Source organism: Stenotrophomonas sp. 109824_Sma, assembly GCF_056480025.1.
Genome location: NZ_CM151078.1, coordinates 469,787 through 489,605, shown reverse-complemented (window position 1 = coordinate 489,605; position 19,819 = coordinate 469,787). Strand labels below are relative to the sequence as shown.

Genomic DNA, 19,819 nt, shown 5'->3' with positions numbered 1-19,819 from the left:
GATCTAGGATGGAACTCCCATTCGAGGTGGGCGCGCTTTACAACCGTCAAAAGCAGATCCACGGTGTACTTGGCGGGCAACAGCAAGGCGGCATTTCGACACCCAAGGAGCATCCGCTAGTCATCGCGTTCACTGGCGAGGCCGGCGTGTCTCATGGCTACCATGATTTCTGGGACGACGACGAAGTCTTCCATTACTTCGGCGAGGGTCAAGTCGGAGACATGAAGTATGTGGCGGGCAACCGAGCGATTGGCGAGCACGTGAAGGATGGCAAGACGCTCGTAGTGTTCCAGATGATGGGCAAGGGGCGGCCCTACCGGTACCTTGGTAGGTTCATCTGCCAGTCCTCCTACGTTCGGCCTGGCACGCCAGATCGAGAAGGGCAGCCTAGATCTGCGATCGTGTTCCGCTTGAAATCACTGGAAGCCTCGCTGGGCCTCACGGCGGGTGAGTCGGATCAAGCAGAAATCGATGCTGCACTAGATGACGTTGGCGCGACGAGCGCAAGACGCGAAACCGAAGTGCGGACGAAGCAACGCCTGTTCCGCGAGCGTCTGATTGGCATTGAGAAGGGTTGCCGGTTGACCGGCATTGAGGACCTTAGATTCCTACGCGCGAGCCACATCAAGCCATGGGCAGATAGTACCCATAGCGAGCGCGTTGATGGCGAGAACGGCCTGTTGCTGGCTCCACATGCAGATCTGCTGTTTGATCGGGGATGGATTAGCTTCTCGTCGAGTGGTCGCCTACTCGTTTCGAGCAAAATCCCTATCGATGTTAAAAATAGAATCGGCCTAAGCTTGAACGCATCTCTTCGGTGCGGAGTCTTCTCCCAGAAACAGCAGAGCTTCCTAGATTTTCATAGAGACATTGTTTTTGACGAGCCCTACACTCGCGAGGTCCGATGACCCAGAGATCAATGATTTCATGCCTATATACTGCACGTTCCGAAAGAAGCACTGCGGAGCCAAGAGATAGAGGCTGTTTCGCATCCGATATCTAGAAACTTCAGCACTCCGACCGGCCACGAATACGCACAGGGCGTAGCCGCAGCGCAAGAAAATATTTGTTTACGCCACTCCACCCATAGCAATGTGAATGCTGTGAATCTTTGTTGCGAACAGCACCTCGATCACTCGCCACAAACAATCGCACCCGGCATTGGACGCCGAGCATTCTGATATGGATATCCTACATCACTCATCTCAGCAGCATGAGCAGAAGGACAAAGCATTTCAATGCTCGGCGTCGAATTCCTGGCCGCGCGATCGGATAAGCCCAGCAGCAACTGACTCGAGAAATTAATATATATTAACTAACTCACTATAAACTTTACGCACTTGCACCAGATATCATAGACTCACCGCACTCTTGTCAAGCTCATAAACATCCCCATCCATAACCTTACGGAGAACATCAACAGCAGCATCAGTGTATCGATGCCCCAACATCGTTGATTTATGACCCAACTTAATTGCAATATGATACTTATTATCGGTGGCGCGCATATCAAAACCAGATTGACTTTGAAGCAAATTAATCAGCTCGCTCGCCTTATGCCACGTCTTAAATCCAAGCTTCTGGGCCACGCCGGTTAGAGCATATTTATAGTCAATATTAACCTTGGAAGGATCCGCGATGGAAGTGACGCCAAAGAGCTTCGCAAAACTCTCGCCGGATTCAACGGTCTGCTCAAGCTGCTGAAAGTCGACCTCGACGTGCTTCTTTGGAATGTTTGATCGAACAAGCTCCACCGAGCGCGCCATCAATGCGCGCAACAGCTTCGTATTGATCTTCTCCAAATTTCCCGCTTGCCCAAAGGCTTTGAACACCCACTCAAAACCTGAAGCGACTATGCATTTAACTCGCATATTTACGTCTGGCGCAACTGATATTACTTTATCTCGCGGCGGGTATGAAGAAGCATCAACAGACTCATCCCATTCTAGAATGTATATATTTGGAATCAAGCCGCCCCCAGCGCGAGTCATTCGATAGACATCATAGAGAATTGATTTTATATTCGGATCCTCTGCACGGTATCCAACAAATAACAGCGGATGCTCCACAAAATAAGTGAGCAACTTCGCGCTCAGGTACTTGTGATCCTCATTAAAGCGATCGTAGTCTTCCTGGTGAAAAACAAGAGTGCCAGGTTCAGACCGGCAGCCATGAATCTTAAATATCTCCCCAATGGAAAGATAAGCCTTTCTTAGAACTTGCTGGCCAATTACTCTTTCGTACTCTGGGAATAATGGCTCGATTAACTCATCGTAATTAGTTGTAATTATCGCATGGGCACTTATATTCCTAAACGCCTTTATTTCTTGATCAAGCGCCTTTGAGCCATACCCTCCTTTCGTGGAGCCAAGCCCAGCCAGAAGCTCTGCAATCTTCGTTTTCACAAAGATATCGGGCGGTGCATTCTCACCAAAGCACTCTTCTGGAAATTCAGCACGCCCCTCCGCCCAGGCCCATTCTCGAAAGGCATCGGCAAACACAGAGCCAATTCTCTTAAGATCGCCAGAGTATGCCTGCTTATAATAAGCAAATTCACGATCTATCCTGGGGCATATACCTGCCAACTGCCGAAGAAGCTCCTCCCAGTTGGGGCCGCCAGCGTATCTACGGCTAAATCCTGAACCGATGAATACTATGGGTTGACACTCAGCCTTTGCCAGGACTGAGCCAACATCCATGACAATTTCATCCTGATATTGCTTGTAGTCCATCGGCATAATCATTTACTCCCTAGGCTCAATCGTATAACTATTTATCATGAATCCTGACAAGTCCGTCTTCTACAATCCTAGAGAGGGCAAGTTGGATCTCCGATTTGGGAAAGCTATTCCTTCGATAGGCACCCAGCGAATGGACTGAATCAACGATCTCACTTTCCCCTTGCGGGCCTAGCCTCGAGCTATACCAATGAATGGTAGATAGGAGCTCAAGACCATAGGGGCTTTTGAACCCTTCCAGCAAGTGGGCGAGATTCGCGACGACCGCATCTGCATCGCCTGCTATCGCAATATTAGCCTGAATGAATTCTTCAGAAGCAGCGAACCCAGAAGGGGTAACGGTGAAAAAACGCCCATCGCTTTCAGTACTTGATATCTGTCCATTTTTTGCCATGGAGAACAGAGATTTCTTGAGCGCCTCTGAATATGGCCCATAAAGACTATCCTCATAGCTTAGGTTTAACCTAACCCCGAGAACCTGAAGAAAGTATGCAACCTTTTGTAGAGAAAGACGATCGATAGCCCCACCAAAAGCCGGCTCGAGATTCGCGAGAGCTTTTAGAAAAATGGCGCGAGAGGGACTCATAAAGGCACCACCCTCCCTAAACTCAGGCGTCGCAACCTGGCTAGCCGATGGGCCGAATATATGGAAATCAACATTCGACATTATCGAAACTTTTTCGACAATTAGCGGCCGCACCTCATCCCACTCCAGCCCCCCATTTCCACACCCAAGCGGCGGAAGAGCGATTGACCGAATTGATAGCCGTTCAATTTCTTCCATCATCGAATCAAGCCCTTTATCGATAAAATCCAACTTCGACTTCGAACGCCAATGATCTTTGGTAGGGAAATTGAATAAGTATCTAACGCCATCATTCCCAAACATTCCGCCTCGATCGAACACCAAAACACGGCCGGGCCTCAGCCATTTTGTTTCGCAGTGCCTCTTGTAAAACTTAAAGTTCTCTGGCCAGCGCCGCTTAAATTCTAGAGCGACGCCTTTACCCATAACACCGACGCAATTTACCGTATTTACCAATGCCTCAGCACCGGATTGAAATAGGTCACCATTTTCAAATTTTATCGCCATTAGATAAAGCACTCCGGCCTGCAGACCATGACCCCCTGATACCCATTCTCTCTCGCCAGCGCCTGAGCTGCAATCAGTGCTCTTTGCGTAGGCAGAACGATTGCACAGAAATCACTAATCGAGACGGCATTCTTAACAAGTAGCTCCGCCATTCTTTCAGTGGACCGATGATGCCTTGGCCCTGGAGTAGGGGAGCTATTGAAGTAGCGACATACTCCCTCGTAACCTATCTCCGGAATGTCGGCAGTTCGCGGTGTATCATCAAAATGCAACCAATTTATATGGGTTTCAAATTGGCTCTGATCAGCCACTACCACAGGCAAAGGGACATTGGTATTTAGAGCATAATTACTGAAGCAAACCTGCGGATAGTTCCTGAAGAGCGTCGGCACACTCGCGACAAGAAATGCGCGCTGAGAAGCATCTGACATACCGAGCCGATTGGCGGTTGGCGACAAGACCACCACTGAGCCTTGATGGATCGCATACGTAAATGCCGTCACCGGAGATAGATAGAAAGCAACGTAATCGTTAACCACCCCCCCATGTGGCATTTCTACCAAATCCGAGTTCCGCCTTTGGACGATGTGGACGTGGCTCGTTTGATGGCACGCTTGCGGATCTTCATGAAGCTTCGCACGAACCTCACCATCCCTAAAGAAAGTCGCAAGATCGCGTTGATCCACTTGTCTAAATGCAAATCGGTTGGGCATTCGCTCCCCCTGAGCTCGTTCAATTAGACTCGATGCAATTCCCTTGCGCATGCTGCCCAAGGCCATAGAAAAAAGGGCGGCCTATGGCCGCCCTCTTAATCAATCAAACCCCAACAGGATTAGCCTTCTCCGGATCAATCTTGTACTGCTTGATCGCCCGAGCCACATCCTTCGCGGTCATCTTCCCTTCCTTCGCCAGCGCCGCAATCGCGGCATGGGCGATGTAGTACCGATCCACCTCAAAGAACCGGCGCAGGTTCGCACGCGTATCCGAGCGGCCGAAACCATCGGTACCCAGCACGGTGTACGACATCGGCACGAACGCGCGGATCTGGTCCGCATACGCACGCACATAGTCGGTGGCGGCAATCGCCGGGCCCTGGCGGCCTTCCAGCAGCTCGGTCACGTAGGCCTTGCGCTGCTCACCTTCCGGATGCAGGCGGTTGGCACGCTCCACGTCGAAACCATCGCGACGCAGTTCGTTGAAGCTCGGGCAGCTCCAGATGTCGGCGGTCACGCCGAAGTCCTTGTCCAGCAGCTCGGCAGCAGCAATGGCTTCGCGCAGGATGGTGCCCGAACCCAGCAGCTGCACGCGCAGCTCGCCCTTCTTCGGCTTGCCGGCGTCGGTCAGCAGGTACATGCCCTTGACGATGCCTTCGGCCGCGCCTTCCGGCATTTCCGGGTGGGTGTAGTTCTCGTTCATCAGGGTGACGTAGTAATACTCGTCCACCTGGTCTTCCATCATGCGCTTGGTGCCGTGCTGCAGCACCACGGTCACTTCGAAGCCGAAGGTCGGGTCGTAGCTGCGCACGTTCGGGATGCCACCGGCCACCAGGTGGCTGAAGCCATCTTCGTGCTGCAGGCCTTCACCGTTCAGCGTGGTGCGGCCGGCGGTGCCACCCAGCAGGAAGCCGCGGGTACGCATGTCCGCTGCCTGCCAGGCGATGTCGCCCACGCGCTGGAAGCCGAACATCGAGTAATAGATGTAGAACGGCAGCATCGGCACGTTGCTGACCGAGTAGCTGGTACCGGCGGCCATCCACGAGCTGATCGCACCCGGCTCGCTGATGCCCTGCTGCAGCACCTGGCCGCTCTGGTCTTCGCGGTAGAACATCAGCTGGTCCGCGTCCACCGGCTTGTACTTCTGACCAAACGGCGCGTAGATGCCGATCTGGCGGAACAGGCCTTCCATGCCGAAGGTACGGGCTTCGTCGGCCACGATCGGCACGATGTGCGGGCCCAGTTCCTTGTCACGCAGGGTGATGTTCAGGCTCTGCACGAAGGCCATGGTGGTGGAGTAGCTGCGCTCGCCGCTGCTCTTCAGCAGGCGGTCGTAGGCTTCCAGCTTCGGCGCCACGAAGGTCTTGTCGGCCTTGCGGCGGCGCTGCGGCAGGTAGCCGCCCAGCGCGGCACGGCGTTCCTGCAGGTACTGCACTTCCGGCGAATCCGGGCCCGGGTGGTAGAACGGCACCTGGCCGTCGGCCAGCTGCGCGTCGGTCACCGGAATGTTGAAGCGGTCGCGGAAGTGGCGCACCGCTTCGTCGTCCAGCTTCTTGGTCTGGTGGGTCGGGTTCAGCGCTTCACCGGCGCTGCCCATGCCGTAACCCTTCACGGTCTTGGCCAGGATGACGGTCGGCATGCCCTTGGTGTTCACGGCCTGGTGGTAGGCGGCGTACACCTTGTGCGGATCGTGGCCACCACGGTTCAGGCGCCAGATGTCGTCGTCGCTCAGGCCGGCCACCATCGCAGCGGTTTCCGGGTACTTGCCGAAGAAATGCTCGCGGGTATACGCGCCGCCGAAGGCCTTGCAGTTCTGGTATTCGCCGTCGACGGTTTCCATCATCAGCTTCTTCAGCACGCCGTCGCTGTCCTTGGCCAGCAGGGCATCCCAGTAACCGCCCCACAGCAGCTTGATCACGTTCCAGCCGCCGCCACGGAACACGCCTTCCAGTTCCTGGATGATCTTGCCGTTGCCGCGCACCGGGCCGTCCAGGCGCTGCAGGTTGCAGTTCACCACGAAGATCAGGTTGTCCAGGCCTTCACGGCCGGCCAGGGCGATGGCACCCAGGGTTTCCGGCTCGTCGCTCTCGCCGTCGCCGATGAAGCACCACACCTTGCGGTCGGACTTCTCGATCAGGCCACGGTTTTCCAGGTAGCGCATGAACTGCGCCTGGTAGATGGCGGCCAGCGGGCCCAGGCCCATCGACACGGTCGGGGTCTGCCAGTACTCCGGCATCAGCCACGGGTGCGGGTACGAGGACAGGCCACCGCCGTCCACTTCCATGCGGAACTTGTCCAGCTGCTCTTCGCTGATGCGGCCTTCCAGGAAGGAACGCGCGTAGATGCCCGGGGCGCTGTGGCCCTGGATGAACAGCAGGTCGCCCGGGTGGTTTTCGCTCGGGGCGCGCCAGAAGTGGTTGAAGCCCACGTCGTACAGGGTGGCGCCGGAGGCGAACGAGGCGATGTGGCCGCCCAGGTCACCCGGCTTGCGGTTGGCACGCACCACGGTGGCCATCGCGTTCCAGCGGATGATCGAACGGATGCGCCATTCCAGCTCGGCATTGCCCGGGCTCTTGGCCTCGAGCTGCGGCTCGATGGTGTTGACGTACTCGGTGGTGGGAGAGAACGGCAGGTAGGCGCCCGAACGACGGGTCAGTTCCACCATGCCTTCCAGCAGCTGATGCGCGCGCTCGGAGCCCTCGACATCAATAACGGCCTTCAACGACTCGATCCACTCCTGGGTTTCCACAGGATTCGGGTCGTTGTTCAGCACCTCGTTCAACCAGTTCATTAGCGCTCCCATAACCGCACGCACGCGCGCGACTGTTGTATAGATTTCTAGACCGCAAAGTGTAGCGCACCAAGGGCTTTCGTCACTTGGCTACGCAGGCGTATGGATGCAACCGGCCAGTGTCCGCAAGGGGCTTGCCGGGCCCGCTGAAGGCCCTGCGGCGGGCCTTGGCGGCTGCGCGGGCTGTCGCTTGCGGGCCGCTGCGCCCATGTGCAGGACGCAGTGTTACCGCTGCCGATGACGGTTGTAGGGCAACTCCGGCACCGCCGTAGGTGCGCCCCGGGCGGGAGTACTGAACCGGCGACAACATGTCGCATCTGCCTCTGGAATGGTGCCGGCAGCGGGTCCAGCGTGGGCCGCGAGTGAGGGGCCTGACGGCCCTGCTCCCTTCCACAGCATCGCCGGGGCGCCCTGCAAGGGGTGCCCCTTTTGCTGTGGGCCCACGGCCAGCCGTGGCCCAAAACGGACCTGCTTGTGGCCGGATCGATGATTGCCGGCTTCGATATATCGATATATCGTTTGCACACTCGTTTACCGATATATCGAAATGAGCCGTACCGCTTCTCCCAGAGCCCGTTCCACCGATCCGGCGGTGCCCCGCCGCAACGGCCAGCCGCGTGTGCTCAGCCGTGGCGACCTGCGCCTGCTGGTGCTGGCCCTGATCGGCGAACAACCGCGCCATGGCTACGAGCTGATGCAGCTGATCAGCAACCAGTTCATGCAGGCCTACACACCCAGCGCCGGCACCATGTACCCGCTGCTGGCCAGCTTCGAGCAGGCCGGTTGGATCGAGGCCGAGGAAGTGGACGGCAAGCGGATCTTCCGTATCACCGCCGCCGGCGAGTTCGAGCTGAAGGTGCAGCGCACCCAGGTGCGTCTGGCGCAGCGGCGTGCCTTCGACCGTGCCCGCGAGATCACCAAGGCTTCGCTGCCGCCGCCGCTGGCCACGGCCCTGCGCGAGTTCAAGCGGGCGCTGGTGCATCACCACGGCCGCTGGGCCGAGGGTGAGGCGGACGAGGTGGCGGCGCTGCTGACGCGGGCGTCTGCCCTGCTGAACGGTACCGCCGGTAGCGAGGCATCACCACTTTCAACGACCCAGCCAGACTGACTCCAGCCAGGTCCTCCCCCATGCCGCGCGCCCCCGCGCGACACCTTTGCAGGTATCCCCATGACCGAACACAACAACACGCGCCTGCGCCTGGACGTGCGCTTCCGTGAACTGACCGTGCTGCGCACCGAAGACGTCACCCCGCACATGCGCCGCGTGGTGCTGGGCGGCGACGATCTGGCCGGCTTCGATTCGCCCGGCGCCGACGACCACATCAAGCTGTTCTTCCCCAACGCCAGCGGCGAGATGGTGCTGCCGGTGCTGACCGCCGAAGGCCGCAGCTACCCGGCCGGCAAGGAGCCTTCGCCGTCGCGCGACTACACCCCGCGCTGGTGGGACCACGAATCCGGCGAGCTGGCCATCGACTTCGTGCTGCACGACCAGGGCATTGCCGGGCCGTGGGCCGAGCAGGCCCAGCCGGGCGACGTGCTGGTGATCGGCGGCCCGCGCGGCTCGTTCGTGGTAGCCGACAGCTACGACGCCTATGTGCTGATCGGCGATGAAACCGCGCTGCCGGCCATCGCCCGCTGGCTGGACGTGCTGCCGGACGGCGCCGAGGTGCAGGCCTTCATCGAAGTGAGCGATGAAGCCGAGCGCCAGGACCTGCCGCAGTACGAGAACGTGCGCATCCACTGGCTGGAGCGCAACGGCTTCCCGGCGGCCAGCAGCACGCTGCTGGAAGACATGCTGACCGACTTCGAAGCGCCGGACGGCGATGTCTTCTACTGGATCGCCACCGAATCGCGCCGCGCACGGATGATGCGCAAGTTCATCGAAGGGCATCTGGGCGTGCCGCGCGACTGGATCCGCTCGACCGGCTACTGGAAGGCCCACCCGGACGAAACCGACGGCGATTGAGCAGAATACGGTAGGTGCGGACCGTTGGTCCGCACGCCTTCGAATGGGTAGTGCCGGCCGCTGGCCGGCAACCTCATGAACCTTCGGCAGGAACCTGCAATTGCCGGCCAGCGGCCGGCACTACCCCGCCGGATGCCACCTGCCGCGTCCACCCGAACCGCTGCGCGGCCCAGATCTCCAGCGCCACCAGCAGCGCGATGATCAACAACGGCAGCAGCAGCCCGAAATACACGCCGGGCATCATGCCGTTGATCTGCGCCTTCACCAGCCGCAGCACGCCACGGGTGTGCAGCAGCTCATCGACGTGCATGGTCAGCGCTTCGCGCACCACCTTGGGCTCCAGGCCAATCGTGCCGGCCCTGTCCACCAGCGTGTCTTCCACCATGCCGCGCAGCAGGCCTTCGCGCACCTTGCCGATCACCCAGCCGGTGCCGCGTGCCAGCGGGCCATCGCCAAGACGGTCGAGGCCAGGCAACGGATGTTCGCTGAGGTACGCCGAGGCGATGGTGTCGGCCACATCGCCCACCGTGCCCTGGCTGCGCAATGCCTCGCGCATGCGCGGGTCGTCCAGCGAGTCGGTGAAGCCTTCGCTCCAGCCTTCCACCAGGGTCTGCAGGTGCGGCTGGAAATGATCGAGCTGCTTGAACAGCGCGCGGTGCGCACCGGCAGTGAAGCCCAGCTGCAGGCCGAAGAAGGCGGTGGCCAGCGGCAGCAGCACCACGTAACTGGCCAGCAGCCAGTGATGCCAGCGCTTGCGCCGCTGCAACCAACCACGGCGGTGCAGCCAGCGCCAGGCGACGATGCCCAGCACCAGGCCCAGCAACGTGCCGAGCAGGCTGCCGCCCAGCAGATCGAGCACGCTGAGGCCCGTCCAGAATTCGTTCAACCAGTACTGCGCGTCCTGCATGGATCTTCCTTCCATGGGTGGTACAGCGGACCATTGTAGAGCCGAGCCCACGCTCGGCTGCTCCGCCTTCGGTGGGTGCGGACCGCCATCGACTGGTGGGTGCGGACCGTTGGTCCGCACACTCCCATGCAATTGCCGGCCAGCGGCCGGCATTACCCGGCAAGCAATGCGACAATCGCGCTCCTTTCCTGCAGCAACGAGGCCCACATGGCCAAACTGACCCTGGCCAGCGTGGATGCGCTGCGTACCCGCTTTGCCGATGACGCCGCCTGCGATGCGGCCCTGGCCGCCTTCGCCGACACCGCTGCGCTGCGCGTACCGCTGCGTGAGCTGGTGGAGGCACAGCACCGTTACCTGCAGGCCGAATTCGAAGTGGCGCAGGTAGCCGATGTGCTGCGCCGCGACCAGAAATATGCGCCGGTCGGTCGGCCTTCGATCAACATCGTGCAGCTGCGCAAGCAGCAGGCCGCGACCAAGCAGGCGGCGCTGATCGCACGCCAGGTGGTGGCGCAGGCCGCGCAGACCTTCGTGCGGGTGAGCGGGATGACAGTGAAGGCCAAGCAGAGCCCGAGCGAAGCGTGTGGGGCGTGGTTGGGCACGTTGCGCTGATGGATCGTGCGGACCAACGGTCCGCACCCACCAGATGCAGGTCCGCACCCTCCCAATGCAGGTTGGCACCTACCGGGTAGTGCCGGCCGCTGGCCGGCAACCCCATCGGCATCGGGCACCTCGCATGCAGCACCCAAAAAGAAGGCCCGCTTTTCAGCGGGCCTTCTGCCTTCTCACGACGAGTGAGTGGGGTGCATCAAGCGGCCGGCTTTTCGCCGGTGGCTTCGGTGGTGATGCGGATCTTCACTTCATCGCTGACGTTCGGGGCGTAGGCGCCGACGCCGAAATCGCTGCGCTTCAGGGTGGTGGTGGCATCGAAGCCGGCGGCCGGAACCTTGGCCATCGGGTGCTCGCCGCCGCCGTTGACGGTGACGTCCAGGGTGACCGGCTTGGTGATGCCCTTGATGGTCAGGTCGCCGGTGACGGTCAGCTTGTTGGTGCCAGCGGCTTCCACCTTGGTGCTCTTGAAGGTGGCATCGGCGAACTTGGCGGCGTCGAAGAAGTCGGCGCTCTTCAGGTGCTCGTCGAACTTGGCGGTGAAGCTGTTCAGGCCGCTCAGCGGCAGCTTCACTTCCACGGTGGACTTGGTCACGTCTTCGGCGTTGTACACCAGGGTGCCTTCGACGTTGCCGAAGTGCGCGCTCGGGTTGGAGAAGCCGAAGTGGCTCCACTGCGCCAGCACGTCGGTGTGGCTCGGGTCCAGCTTGTAGGTGCCCGAGGCGATCTTGATCGCTTCGGCGGCCGGCGCAGCGGCGGCGGCATCAGCAGCCGGGGTGGCGGCCTGCTCGGTGGTGGCCGGGGCGGCGGCGTCGGCCGCCGGGGCAGCGGTGTCGGCCGGCTTGGAGCAGGCGGCGATGGCCAGGGTCAGGGCCAGCGGCAGCAGCAGTTTACGGGTGGCGCTCATCTCAGGAACTCTCCGGATCGTAGGGTGGGTACAGCAGGGACCGCCAAGGGGGCGGCCCGGAATCGATACAGCGACTTACGCGATGCGCGCCGCTTCGTCGAACGACAGGCGCGGCAGACGCGGGAACAGGCCCGCCGGGTCACCGTAACCCAGGTTGACCAGGAAATTCGACTTGATGGAGGTGCCAGCGAAGAAGGCTTCGTCCACCTTGGCCGCATCGAAGCCGGACATCGGGCCGGCATCCAGGCCCAGCGCGCGTGCGGCCAGGATCAGGTAGGCACCCTGCAGGCTGCCGTTGCGGATGGCGGCTTCGTGGCGGCCTTCCTGCGGGCCGTCGAACCATGCCTTGGCATCGGTGTGCGGGAACAGGTACGGCAGCTTTTCGTGGAAGTCCAGGTCGAAGCCGATGATGGCGGTGACCGGGGCGGCCATGGTCTTGGCCAGGTTGCCTTCGGACAGGGCCGGGGCCAGCTTGTCCTTGGCTTCCTTCGAGGTGACGAAGACGAAGCGGGCCGGCGTGGTGTTGGCCGCGGTCGGGCCCCACTTCACCAGGTCGTACAGTTCCTGCAGCAGGCTGGCCGGGACCGGCTTGTCGAGGAAGGCGTTCTGGGTACGGGCAGTACGGAACAGCTGATCGAGGGCAGCAGCGTCGAGCGCGTGGGACATCGGTGGATCTCCAGGGCGGCGAAAGGAAGTCAGTGCCCGCGGGCGGCGCGGGGCGAATCGACGAGCCGCAGTGTAGAGTGTCGCGACTGTTGCAACACCCAGCAGGGCTGAAACGAATTAATGCCAATGGTGAAACGATCGAGCGCGCCCTGGACGGTCACCGACGGCCGCGCGGGCAATGTCCGCCAGGCGGTCGCGCTGGCCTCGGCGCTGCGCCAGGGCACCCATCAGCCGCTGGTCCTGCAGCCCCGCGCGCCCTGGCGCTGGCTGTCGCCGCGCCGCCTGCCGGGCGATGTGAATGGCTATGGCGAGGCGTTCGCGTCACTGGCCGCCGAGGCCCCGGCGCTGGCGATCGGTTGTGGCCGACAGGCCGCTGGCGCCCTGCGCGTGCTGCGCGCACGTGGCAGCCAGGTGGTGCAGATCCTGGACCCGCGCATCGGCGCGCGTCACTGGGACGTGGTGGTGGTGCCCGAACATGACGCCCTGCGCGGCAGCAACGTGCTGACCCTGCTCGGCAGCCTCAACCCGGTGGACGATGACTGGCTGGCCTGGGGCCGCGCCGCGTTCGCCGGCTTCAGTACCCTGCCCGGCCCGCGCACTGCGCTGCTGGTGGGCGGGCCGACGCCGCTGGCGCCGTGGGATGAGACGGCGATGGTCGGTGTGTTCCAGGAACTGGCCGACCAGATCCGCAGCGAAGGCGGCAGCCTGCTGGCGACCACCTCGCGACGCACGCCACCGGCCTTGGCCGAGATCCTGCGCGCGAAATTCGCCGACCTGCCGCACGTGATCTGGGGCGATGGTGGCGACGGTACCAATCCCTACGGTGGCCTGCTCGGCTGGGCCAACCGCGTGGTGGTCTCGCCCGATTCGGTGAACCTGCTCTCTGAAGCCTGCGCCACGCGCATGCCGGTGATGGTGGCGCTGGCCGATACCGTGCAGGGGCGGCTGGCGCGCTTCCAGCAACAGCTGCGCGAGCGCGGGCGATTGCAGGCGCGCTGGCTGGACTGGCAGTACGACCGCATCGAGCCACTGCGCGAAACCGCACGGATTGCGGCGGAAGTGAAAGCGCGGCTGGCATTGGGGTAGTGCCGGCCGCTGGCCGGCACGTCCCGACCGCCCAGCGATTTCTGAACATTTCGATCCAGCTGCGCGGTTAGAGTCCAGCTTCCCCCATCACTCTGAACGTCTTCATGCGTACCCTGCTCCTGCTGCCCCTGGCCCTGCTCGCCGCGTGCTCCACCGCGCCCACCGAGCTGGACCCGATCTCCTATCAATGCCAGCAGCAGCTGGACGCCTACCGCGAACAGCCGGCGCTGCGCGATCCGAAGACTGGCGAGCGCCCACCGCTGCCGATCGCCCCGATCAGCGATGCCTGCGACAAGGAACTCAAGCGCAAGGGCGTGGATCGCCCGCTGCGCTGAGCAGCGTATGATCGGCGCGCGGGCCTGCCCGCCGTTGAAGGTACCGACATGGATCGTTTTTCCCGCCTGCCCCGCGCCGCGCTGCTGATCGCCAGCCTGCTGGCGACCGCACCTGCATGGGCCAACAGCACCGAGTGCCGCGAGCGCTACCCCAGTGTGGCGTCGCAGGCGGCAATGCTGGACGTGGCCTGGACCACCGCCGAGCGGCTGGACGCGCTGCCCGATGTGGACGTAGTGATCGCCGCGCGCGGTGGCCAGGACCTGAGCCGCTACGGCCTGCGTCACAGCCACCTGGCGTTCCTGCTGCGCGAGGACGACGGCCGCTGGCGCGCGATGCACCTGCTCAACCGCTGCAAGACCGACAGCTCGCAGCTGTACCACGAGGGCCTGGGCAACTTCGTCGGCGAGAGCGGCGGCCACACCGACCTGCGCATCGGCGTGCCATCGGCGCCGTTGCGTGCGGCGTTGAAAGCGATGCTGGTGTCGCCCTCGATCCAGCCCAAGGCGCTGCACGAAACCAGGTACAACGTGGTCGCCTACCCGTTTGCCACCGACTACCAGAACTCCAACCAGTGGGTGCTGGAGGTGCTGGCGGCAGCAATGGCGCAGGCCGAAGGCGCGCCGGCCATCGTCAAGCGCGAACAGGCGCAGCAGTGGCTGCGCCAACAGAAGTACCAGCCCAGCGTGCTGCATATCGGCCTCGGCAAGCGCGTAGGAGCGCGCCTGTTCGTGGCCAACGCCACCACCACCGACCATCCGGCCGGCGAGCGCATCTCCGGCAACTATTCGGTGGTGACGGTGGAATCGGTATTCGACTTCCTGCACCAGCGCAGCCAGCTGCAGCAGGAACTGGTGATCCCCCACATGCCGGTGGCCGGTGCCGCCGCAGCCTCGCCCTGAATCCCGCAAGGAGAACGACATGCGCGCCCTGCCTGTTTCCCTGATGTCGATGGTGATCGTCGCCGGCCTGGCCTGGTCGACGGCCGCACACGCCGAACGCCGCATCGTGATCATCCATGACCCGGGCCCGCAGGGGCCGAGCCTGGAGATGTCCACGCAGATGGTGGCCTCGGCCCGCGCAGCGGCGGCGCAGGAAGCCCAGGATGCCGCCGAGGCGGGCCAGCCGCTGGCCCGACCGCAGCAGATCAAGCTGCCACAGATGGAGGTGAGCGGGATCGCCACCACCGTCGATGGCCGCCGCGAAGTGCTGCTGCGCGATGCCAACGACCCGCAGAACACCGCATCGATGCAGTACCCGCGCGGCATCGGCGATCCCGCCGTGCAGTTCACCGTGGGCCAGACCGTGAACTTCGAACCGACCGGCGCCGACCAGGGCTGGCAGTTGAAGGACAACCAGGGCCGTGCGCTGGAATACCTGCCCGAGGCCACCGGCCCGCGCGACATTTTCGATAACCGGCGCTGAGCCGCCGTCCCCACCCTGACCAGGAGGTCTCCATGTTCCGTTGCCTGCGCGTTCCCGCTTCTGCCCTGCTGCTCTCGGCGCTGCTGGTGCCCACCGTCCATGCCGGCGCCGCGCCGCAGTTGAACAGCAGTGAGGCGAGCGTGCTGATCACCTCGCTGATCGTGGTCTCGGTACCCCTCGCTGCATCGGCGGGCCTGTCCGAACTGTCGAAGGCGCCGTTCAAGGCCAGCGAACGCAATGCCCGGGCTGCCCGCACCAAGGCGGTACCGCTGCCGCCGATGGAAGTGAAGAAGGTGGAGACCACGCCGGCAGGCGAGCGCCAGGTGCAGCTGCAGGTGCCCGACAAGGCCGACCAGACCGCTACCCTGCGCTGGCCGGCGCGCGTGCACGAAGACCAGACGGCGGCGTTCGTGGTCGGCCAGCAGGTGCATTTCGACCCCACCGAGGCCGGTGCGGGCTGGACCGTGAAGAGCGCACAGGGCCAGGCGCTGGCCTACGTGCCCACCGCCTACGCCGCTGGCGATGTGATGAGCGAAGCGCTGTAAAGCTGAACGACCGGTTTTGGCTTTGCCGCGGGCCGGGCGGATAATGTGGGATTCCCTTTGTCCCCCTGGCTCGCCATGTCCGTGCGTCCTGCCCCTGTGTTTGCCCCGTTGACCGCCCGCGCCCTGGTGCTGGCGGTACTGGCCATGGGCGCGGTGGTGCTGCTGTCCAACGTGCTGGTGCAGTACCCGATCAACGACTGGCTGACCTGGGGTGCCTTCAGTTATCCGGTCGCGTTTCTGGTCAGCAACCTGATCAACCGCCGCTTCGGCCCGGGCCCGGCGCGCCGCGTGGCGTGGATCGGTTTCCTGGTGGCGGTGCTGCTGTCGATCTGGGTGGCCACGCCGCGCATCGCCATTGCCTCGTGCTCGGCCTTCATCGTGGCGCAGCTGCTGGACATCACCGTGTTCGACCGCCTGCGCCGTGGCAGCTGGTGGCGCGCACCGATGGTGGCCACCACCTGCAGTGCGACGGTGGATACCACCATTTTCTGGTCGATCGCGTTTGCCGGTTCCACCCTGCCGTGGGTGAGCTGGGCCGCCGGCGACCTGGCGGTGAAGCTGGCGATCGGCGTCTGCCTGCTGGCCCCGTTCCGCGCCCTGCTGTGGAAGATGGCGCCGCTGCGCGCCACCAGCTGACCGCCGTCGCCCTGGTAGGTGCCAACCTTGGTTGGCACGCTGTTGCCGGGGTCATGAACGCTGATGGGTTGTGCCAACCAAGGTTGGCACCTACCAACAGCAGGTCATCGCCAGGCCATAGCCCTGGTAGGTGCCAACCTTGGTTGGCACGCTGTTGCCGGGTTCATGAACGCTGATGGATTGTGCCAACCAAGATTGGCACCTACCAACAGCAGGACAACGGACAGCTCATTGATCCGGCGGGTCATCGCCGGGCCATTGCTCTGGTGGGTGCCAACCTTGGTTGGCACGCTGTTGCCGGGGTCATGAACGCTGATGGGTTGTGCCAACCAAGGTTGGCACCTACCAACAGCAGGACAACGGCCAGATCATTGCTCCGATGGTGCTTTGTGCTGGCTGTCAGGCGAACGGCAGCGCTGCAGCACTACACGCCGCCGTGATCGCCGCGCAGGCCTCTTCAATGGCCGGGGTGGTCGGTGCCAAACGTGGCCGCCGATCCAGCGTGCAGGCCAGGCCAACCTCCAACAACGTCGCGTGCGCGGTGTGCAGCGCCTGCGCGGTGGCATCGGGCAGGAAACCGGCGGCGCCCAGCGCATCGATCAACGACGGTGTGTCGCGCGGCTGCAGCAGCGCGGGCACCTGCGCGCTGCGTGCCAACACACCGGTCTGCAGCAGGAACTCCAGGTCCACCACGCCGCCAGCACCCTGCTTCAAGTCCAGCCGCGCGGCATCGCTGCGGTCCAGTTCGGTGCGCATGCGCCCACGCATCTTCAACACGTCGGCATACAGCACACCGGCATCGCGTTCGCGGCCCAGCGTCTGCGCACGCACCTGCTCGAAGTCGGCCAGCAGGCTGGCATCGCCGGCCACGCCACGCGCGCGCACCAGCGCCTGGTGTTCCCAGGTCCACGCCCGTTCGCGCTGGTATTCGGTGTAACTGGCCAGCGAAGACACCAGCGAACCCTTGCCGCCATCCGGGCGCAGGCGCACGTCGATGTCGTACAGGCGCCCGGCAGCGGTGACCGCACCCAGCAGCGCCATCACCTTCTGCGCCAGGCGCGCATACCAGCGCCCCGGCTCCAGCGGACGCGTGCCATCGCTGGCATCCACGCCGGCCGGGTTGTCGTGCAGGAACACCAGGTCCAGGTCGGAACCGAAGCCCAGTTCAAGCCCACCGAGGCTGCCATAGCCGATGATCGCGAAGCGCCCGCCAGGGATCTCACCGTGCGCGGTGCGCATGTCCGCCTCGGCCATCGCCAGCACGGTGACCACCACCGCCTGCGCCAGCTCAGCCAGTTGCCGCGTGCTGTCCACCGCGCCCTGGCGGCCATCCAGCGTGGCCATCGCCATGCGGAAGCTGAGTGCCAGTCGCGTTTCATTGAGCCAGCGCAGTGCGGATTCGGGATCTTCCACCGCCAGCACCTGCTGGCACTCGGCCAGCATGCCGGCGGCATCGGGCATCGGCCCGGACACGCGCACGTCCAGCAGTTCGTCCAGCAGCAGCGGGTACGCGGCCAGGCGCTCGGCCAGCAGCGCACTGCGCGCCAGCACATCGACCAGACGCGCCAACGCACTCGGTTGTTCGTCCAGCAGTGCGAGATAGCTGGTCCGGCGCAGCACCGCCTGCAGCAGGCCAAGCACGCGCTTGAGCGCGGCATCGGGCTGTGGCGAGCGCGTGGCCGCATGCAGCAACGCGGGCAGCACGCGATCCAGTCGCGCACGCGCGGCATCGGACAACGACTTCACGCCGGTGCCCTGCGCGAAATCGCGCAGCGACTGGTCGGCGCCATTGGCATCGAGGAAACCGGCTTCGGCCAGCAGCGGCGCATTGCTGCCCTCGGGCAGGCTGCGCCAGTAGTTGGCCAGTGCATCGGGCGCGGCCTGGCCCTTTCGCGGCGCCAGCAGCGCGGCGAATTCGGTACTGACCCGCTGCTGCTGCACGGCCAGTGCCGCGCGCAGCACGTCCCAGTCAGGGTAGCCGAGGCCGACGGCGATGCGCTCGCGGTCCAGCGCATCGCTGGGCAGCACGTGGGTCTGTGCATCGCGCAGCATCTGCAGGCGGTTTTCCAGCCGGCGCAGGAACAGGTAAGCCTCGCGCAGTGCGCTGCCATCCTCGGGCGCGATCTGCCCGGCCGCCACCAGCGCGTCCAGCGCCACCAGCAGCCGACGCTCGCGCAAGGTTGGTTCGCGGCCGCCACGGATCAACTGCAGCGCCTGGCACAGGAATTCGATTTCGCGGATGCCGCCGGCGCCGCGCTTGATGTCCTCATGCAGTTCGCGGCGCGCGACTTCGGCGGTGATCGCCGCCTTCATCTCGCGCAGGCCGTCGAGCGCGGTGAAATCCAGGTAGCGGCGATACACGAACGGGCGCAGGGTCTGCAGCCACGCTTCACCGGCGTCGATATCGCCGGCCACCGCGCGCGCCTTCAGCCACGCATAGCGTTCCCAGTCGCGGCCTTCGCGCTGGAAGTACTGGTCCATCGCCGCGAACGAGAGCGCGACGCGACCAGCGCTGCCGAACGGGCGCAGGCGCAGGTCGACGCGGTGGCTGAAGCCATCGACGGTGGTTTCGTCCAGCAGCTTGGCCAGGCGCTGGCCGAGGCGCGCGAAATACTCCTCGGCAGCCAACGCGCGCGGACCGTCGGATTCGCCGCCGTGCGGGTAGGCGTAGACCAGGTCCACATCGGAACTGAAGTTGAGCTCGCCACCACCCAGCTTGCCGAGGCCGAACACCACCAGTTGCTGCGGCGTGCCGTCGCCATCGCGGACCACGCCGTGGCGCTGGGCGAATTCCTGCTGCAAGGCGTCCAGTGCCAGCCGCAGGCAGTCTTCGGCCAGAGCGGTGGCGCCGGCCAGGGTCTGCGCCACGTCGTCCAGACCGGTCAGGTCGCGCCAGATCAGCCGCGTCGACATGGCGGTACGCCAGCGCCGGATCTGCGCCGGCCAGTCGCTGGGCTGCAGCGGATCGAGCACCGGCGCCGGGATCGGCGGGCAGCCGGGCGCGGCCAGCTGTGCCAGCAGCGCCGGTTGCCGCACCAGGGTGTCCAGCGCGAAGTCGCTGGCCACCGCCAGGCGGGTCAGCAGCGGCAGCAGCTCGGCAGGAACGGGCTCGGGCAGGCCCTGGGCCAGGCGCGCCAGGGCGCGGTAGACAAGGGGCTGCAGGGACGCGGAAAGGTCTGCGGGGGCGAGGGTCATGCCTCGATTCTCGCGGGGTCGGATCCCTTTGCCAACGGCGAAGGGCTCTGACCCCGGATTGCTGGCACTGCGCGGGTCAGAGCCTTTTGCCCATGGCAAAAGGATCCGACCCGGTGTGTCGCGCGTATTCATACTGGGCGACAGGCAATAAAAAAGCCCGCTTGCAGCGAACTGCCAGCGGGCTCTGCTCCCTCCCCCACGTCGGGATGCAG

18 protein-coding genes are annotated in these 19,819 nt (G+C 63.4%); 10 read left to right on the top strand and 8 right to left on the bottom strand.

What is annotated here, in order from left to right:
- Positions 1 to 8: 8 nt before the first annotated feature.
- Positions 9 to 908, top strand: a complete 900-nt coding sequence (locus ACZK1G_RS02245) for an HNH endonuclease (RefSeq protein WP_197622116.1) — start codon at positions 9 to 11, stop codon at positions 906 to 908.
- A gap of 444 nt (positions 909 to 1,352) precedes the next feature.
- On the opposite strand, the gene ACZK1G_RS02240 is transcribed toward ACZK1G_RS02245, so the two are convergent.
- The 4 genes from ACZK1G_RS02240 to aceE are packed head-to-tail and all read right to left on the bottom strand — an operon-like array spanning position 1,353 to position 7,335.
- Entirely contained in the window at positions 1,353 to 2,732 is a 1,380-nt protein-coding gene (locus tag ACZK1G_RS02240; RefSeq protein ID WP_197622117.1) for an SIR2 family protein, read from the bottom strand.
- 37 nt (positions 2,733 to 2,769) lie between these two features.
- On the bottom strand, positions 2,770 to 3,843 hold the full coding sequence (gene darG / locus ACZK1G_RS02235) for a type II toxin-antitoxin system antitoxin DNA ADP-ribosyl glycohydrolase DarG (RefSeq protein ID WP_197622118.1): 1,074 nt from the start codon (positions 3,841 to 3,843) through the stop codon (positions 2,770 to 2,772).
- Positions 3,831 to 4,595, bottom strand: a complete 765-nt coding sequence (locus ACZK1G_RS02230) for a DarT ssDNA thymidine ADP-ribosyltransferase family protein (protein WP_197622119.1) — start codon at positions 4,593 to 4,595, stop codon at positions 3,831 to 3,833. Before ACZK1G_RS02230 ends, darG begins: the two co-directional genes overlap by 13 nt.
- A gap of 52 nt (positions 4,596 to 4,647) precedes the next feature.
- Positions 4,648 to 7,335: a pyruvate dehydrogenase (acetyl-transferring), homodimeric type gene (gene aceE, locus ACZK1G_RS02225; RefSeq protein WP_046984452.1), complete on the bottom strand. Its 2,688-nt coding sequence runs from the start codon at positions 7,333 to 7,335 to the stop codon at positions 4,648 to 4,650.
- 547 nt (positions 7,336 to 7,882) lie between these two features.
- Between aceE and ACZK1G_RS02220 the strand changes: the two genes are divergently transcribed.
- Complete coding sequence (locus ACZK1G_RS02220) at positions 7,883 to 8,443, top strand: PadR family transcriptional regulator (RefSeq protein WP_014035775.1); 561 nt, start codon at positions 7,883 to 7,885, stop codon at positions 8,441 to 8,443.
- Between the two features lie 60 nt (positions 8,444 to 8,503).
- The gene (locus tag ACZK1G_RS02215; protein ID WP_101764816.1) at positions 8,504 to 9,301 is read left to right on the top strand and encodes a siderophore-interacting protein; all 798 of its coding nucleotides are present in this window, start codon (positions 8,504 to 8,506) and stop codon (positions 9,299 to 9,301) included.
- Between the two features lie 73 nt (positions 9,302 to 9,374).
- Here ACZK1G_RS02215 and ACZK1G_RS02210 read toward each other — a convergent pair whose 3' ends face one another.
- Complete coding sequence (locus ACZK1G_RS02210) at positions 9,375 to 10,208, bottom strand: hypothetical protein (RefSeq protein ID WP_101764815.1); 834 nt, start codon at positions 10,206 to 10,208, stop codon at positions 9,375 to 9,377.
- Positions 10,209 to 10,415: 207 nt separating this feature from the next.
- On the opposite strand from ACZK1G_RS02210, the gene ACZK1G_RS02205 reads away from it, so the two are divergent.
- Positions 10,416 to 10,817: a hypothetical protein gene (locus tag ACZK1G_RS02205; protein ID WP_049443660.1), complete on the top strand. Its 402-nt coding sequence runs from the start codon at positions 10,416 to 10,418 to the stop codon at positions 10,815 to 10,817.
- Between the two features lie 196 nt (positions 10,818 to 11,013).
- Here the strand turns inward: ACZK1G_RS02205 and ACZK1G_RS02200 are convergent, their stop codons facing one another.
- Positions 11,014 to 11,721, bottom strand: a complete 708-nt coding sequence (locus tag ACZK1G_RS02200) for a YceI family protein (protein WP_005415047.1) — start codon at positions 11,719 to 11,721, stop codon at positions 11,014 to 11,016.
- A 75-nt stretch (positions 11,722 to 11,796) separates the two neighbouring features.
- Positions 11,797 to 12,387: a malonic semialdehyde reductase gene (locus ACZK1G_RS02195; RefSeq protein WP_049443517.1), complete on the bottom strand. Its 591-nt coding sequence runs from the start codon at positions 12,385 to 12,387 to the stop codon at positions 11,797 to 11,799.
- A 126-nt stretch (positions 12,388 to 12,513) separates the two neighbouring features.
- Here ACZK1G_RS02195 and ACZK1G_RS02190 point away from each other — a divergent pair, with 126 nt between their 5' ends.
- The 6 genes from ACZK1G_RS02190 (at position 12,514) to ACZK1G_RS02165 (ending at position 16,412) form a co-directional block, all read left to right on the top strand.
- The gene (locus ACZK1G_RS02190) at positions 12,514 to 13,473 is read left to right on the top strand and encodes a mitochondrial fission ELM1 family protein (RefSeq protein ID WP_101764814.1); all 960 of its coding nucleotides are present in this window, start codon (positions 12,514 to 12,516) and stop codon (positions 13,471 to 13,473) included.
- A 104-nt stretch (positions 13,474 to 13,577) separates the two neighbouring features.
- Positions 13,578 to 13,808 (top strand): hypothetical protein, encoded by a 231-nt coding sequence (locus ACZK1G_RS02185; protein WP_014035769.1) that lies wholly within the window; start codon positions 13,578 to 13,580, stop codon positions 13,806 to 13,808.
- Positions 13,809 to 13,856: 48 nt separating this feature from the next.
- Positions 13,857 to 14,708, top strand: coding sequence for a DUF2145 domain-containing protein (locus tag ACZK1G_RS02180; RefSeq protein ID WP_101764813.1), 852 nt, complete (start codon positions 13,857 to 13,859; stop codon positions 14,706 to 14,708).
- A gap of 19 nt (positions 14,709 to 14,727) precedes the next feature.
- Positions 14,728 to 15,231 (top strand): hypothetical protein, encoded by a 504-nt coding sequence (locus ACZK1G_RS02175; RefSeq protein ID WP_101764812.1) that lies wholly within the window; start codon positions 14,728 to 14,730, stop codon positions 15,229 to 15,231.
- Between the two features lie 32 nt (positions 15,232 to 15,263).
- Positions 15,264 to 15,776: a hypothetical protein gene (locus ACZK1G_RS02170; protein ID WP_014035766.1), complete on the top strand. Its 513-nt coding sequence runs from the start codon at positions 15,264 to 15,266 to the stop codon at positions 15,774 to 15,776.
- 75 nt (positions 15,777 to 15,851) lie between these two features.
- Entirely contained in the window at positions 15,852 to 16,412 is a 561-nt protein-coding gene (locus ACZK1G_RS02165) for a queuosine precursor transporter (protein WP_101764811.1), read from the top strand.
- Between the two features lie 399 nt (positions 16,413 to 16,811).
- On the opposite strand, the gene glnE is transcribed toward ACZK1G_RS02165, so the two are convergent.
- Positions 16,812 to 19,607, bottom strand: a complete 2,796-nt coding sequence (glnE, locus tag ACZK1G_RS02160; protein WP_101764810.1) for a bifunctional [glutamate--ammonia ligase]-adenylyl-L-tyrosine phosphorylase/[glutamate--ammonia-ligase] adenylyltransferase — start codon at positions 19,605 to 19,607, stop codon at positions 16,812 to 16,814.
- Between the last annotated feature and the right edge of the window lie 212 nt (positions 19,608 to 19,819).

Excerpts from the sequence above, each read along its gene's own strand:
- ACZK1G_RS02220 (WP_014035775.1), top strand. The coding sequence starts at position 7,883 with ATGAGCCGTACCGCTTCTCCCAGAGCCCGTTCCACCGATCCGGCGGTG.
- ACZK1G_RS02170 (WP_014035766.1), top strand. The coding sequence starts at position 15,264 with ATGTTCCGTTGCCTGCGCGTTCCCGCTTCTGCCCTGCTGCTCTCGGCG.
- glnE (WP_101764810.1), bottom strand. The coding sequence starts at position 19,607 with ATGACCCTCGCCCCCGCAGACCTTTCCGCGTCCCTGCAGCCCCTTGTC.
- ACZK1G_RS02215 (WP_101764816.1), top strand. The coding sequence starts at position 8,504 with ATGACCGAACACAACAACACGCGCCTGCGCCTGGACGTGCGCTTCCGT.
- ACZK1G_RS02185 (WP_014035769.1), top strand. The coding sequence starts at position 13,578 with ATGCGTACCCTGCTCCTGCTGCCCCTGGCCCTGCTCGCCGCGTGCTCC.
- ACZK1G_RS02190 (WP_101764814.1), top strand. The coding sequence starts at position 12,514 with ATGGTGAAACGATCGAGCGCGCCCTGGACGGTCACCGACGGCCGCGCG.
- ACZK1G_RS02200 (WP_005415047.1), bottom strand. The coding sequence starts at position 11,721 with ATGAGCGCCACCCGTAAACTGCTGCTGCCGCTGGCCCTGACCCTGGCC.
- ACZK1G_RS02240 (WP_197622117.1), bottom strand. The coding sequence starts at position 2,732 with ATGGACTACAAGCAATATCAGGATGAAATTGTCATGGATGTTGGCTCA.
- ACZK1G_RS02195 (WP_049443517.1), bottom strand. The coding sequence starts at position 12,387 with ATGTCCCACGCGCTCGACGCTGCTGCCCTCGATCAGCTGTTCCGTACT.
- ACZK1G_RS02230 (WP_197622119.1), bottom strand. The coding sequence starts at position 4,595 with ATGCGCAAGGGAATTGCATCGAGTCTAATTGAACGAGCTCAGGGGGAG.
- ACZK1G_RS02165 (WP_101764811.1), top strand. The coding sequence starts at position 15,852 with ATGTCCGTGCGTCCTGCCCCTGTGTTTGCCCCGTTGACCGCCCGCGCC.
- ACZK1G_RS02205 (WP_049443660.1), top strand. The coding sequence starts at position 10,416 with ATGGCCAAACTGACCCTGGCCAGCGTGGATGCGCTGCGTACCCGCTTT.
- ACZK1G_RS02175 (WP_101764812.1), top strand. The coding sequence starts at position 14,728 with ATGCGCGCCCTGCCTGTTTCCCTGATGTCGATGGTGATCGTCGCCGGC.
- ACZK1G_RS02180 (WP_101764813.1), top strand. The coding sequence starts at position 13,857 with ATGGATCGTTTTTCCCGCCTGCCCCGCGCCGCGCTGCTGATCGCCAGC.
- ACZK1G_RS02210 (WP_101764815.1), bottom strand. The coding sequence starts at position 10,208 with ATGCAGGACGCGCAGTACTGGTTGAACGAATTCTGGACGGGCCTCAGC.
- aceE (WP_046984452.1), bottom strand. The coding sequence starts at position 7,335 with ATGAACTGGTTGAACGAGGTGCTGAACAACGACCCGAATCCTGTGGAA.
- ACZK1G_RS02245 (WP_197622116.1), top strand. The coding sequence starts at position 9 with ATGGAACTCCCATTCGAGGTGGGCGCGCTTTACAACCGTCAAAAGCAG.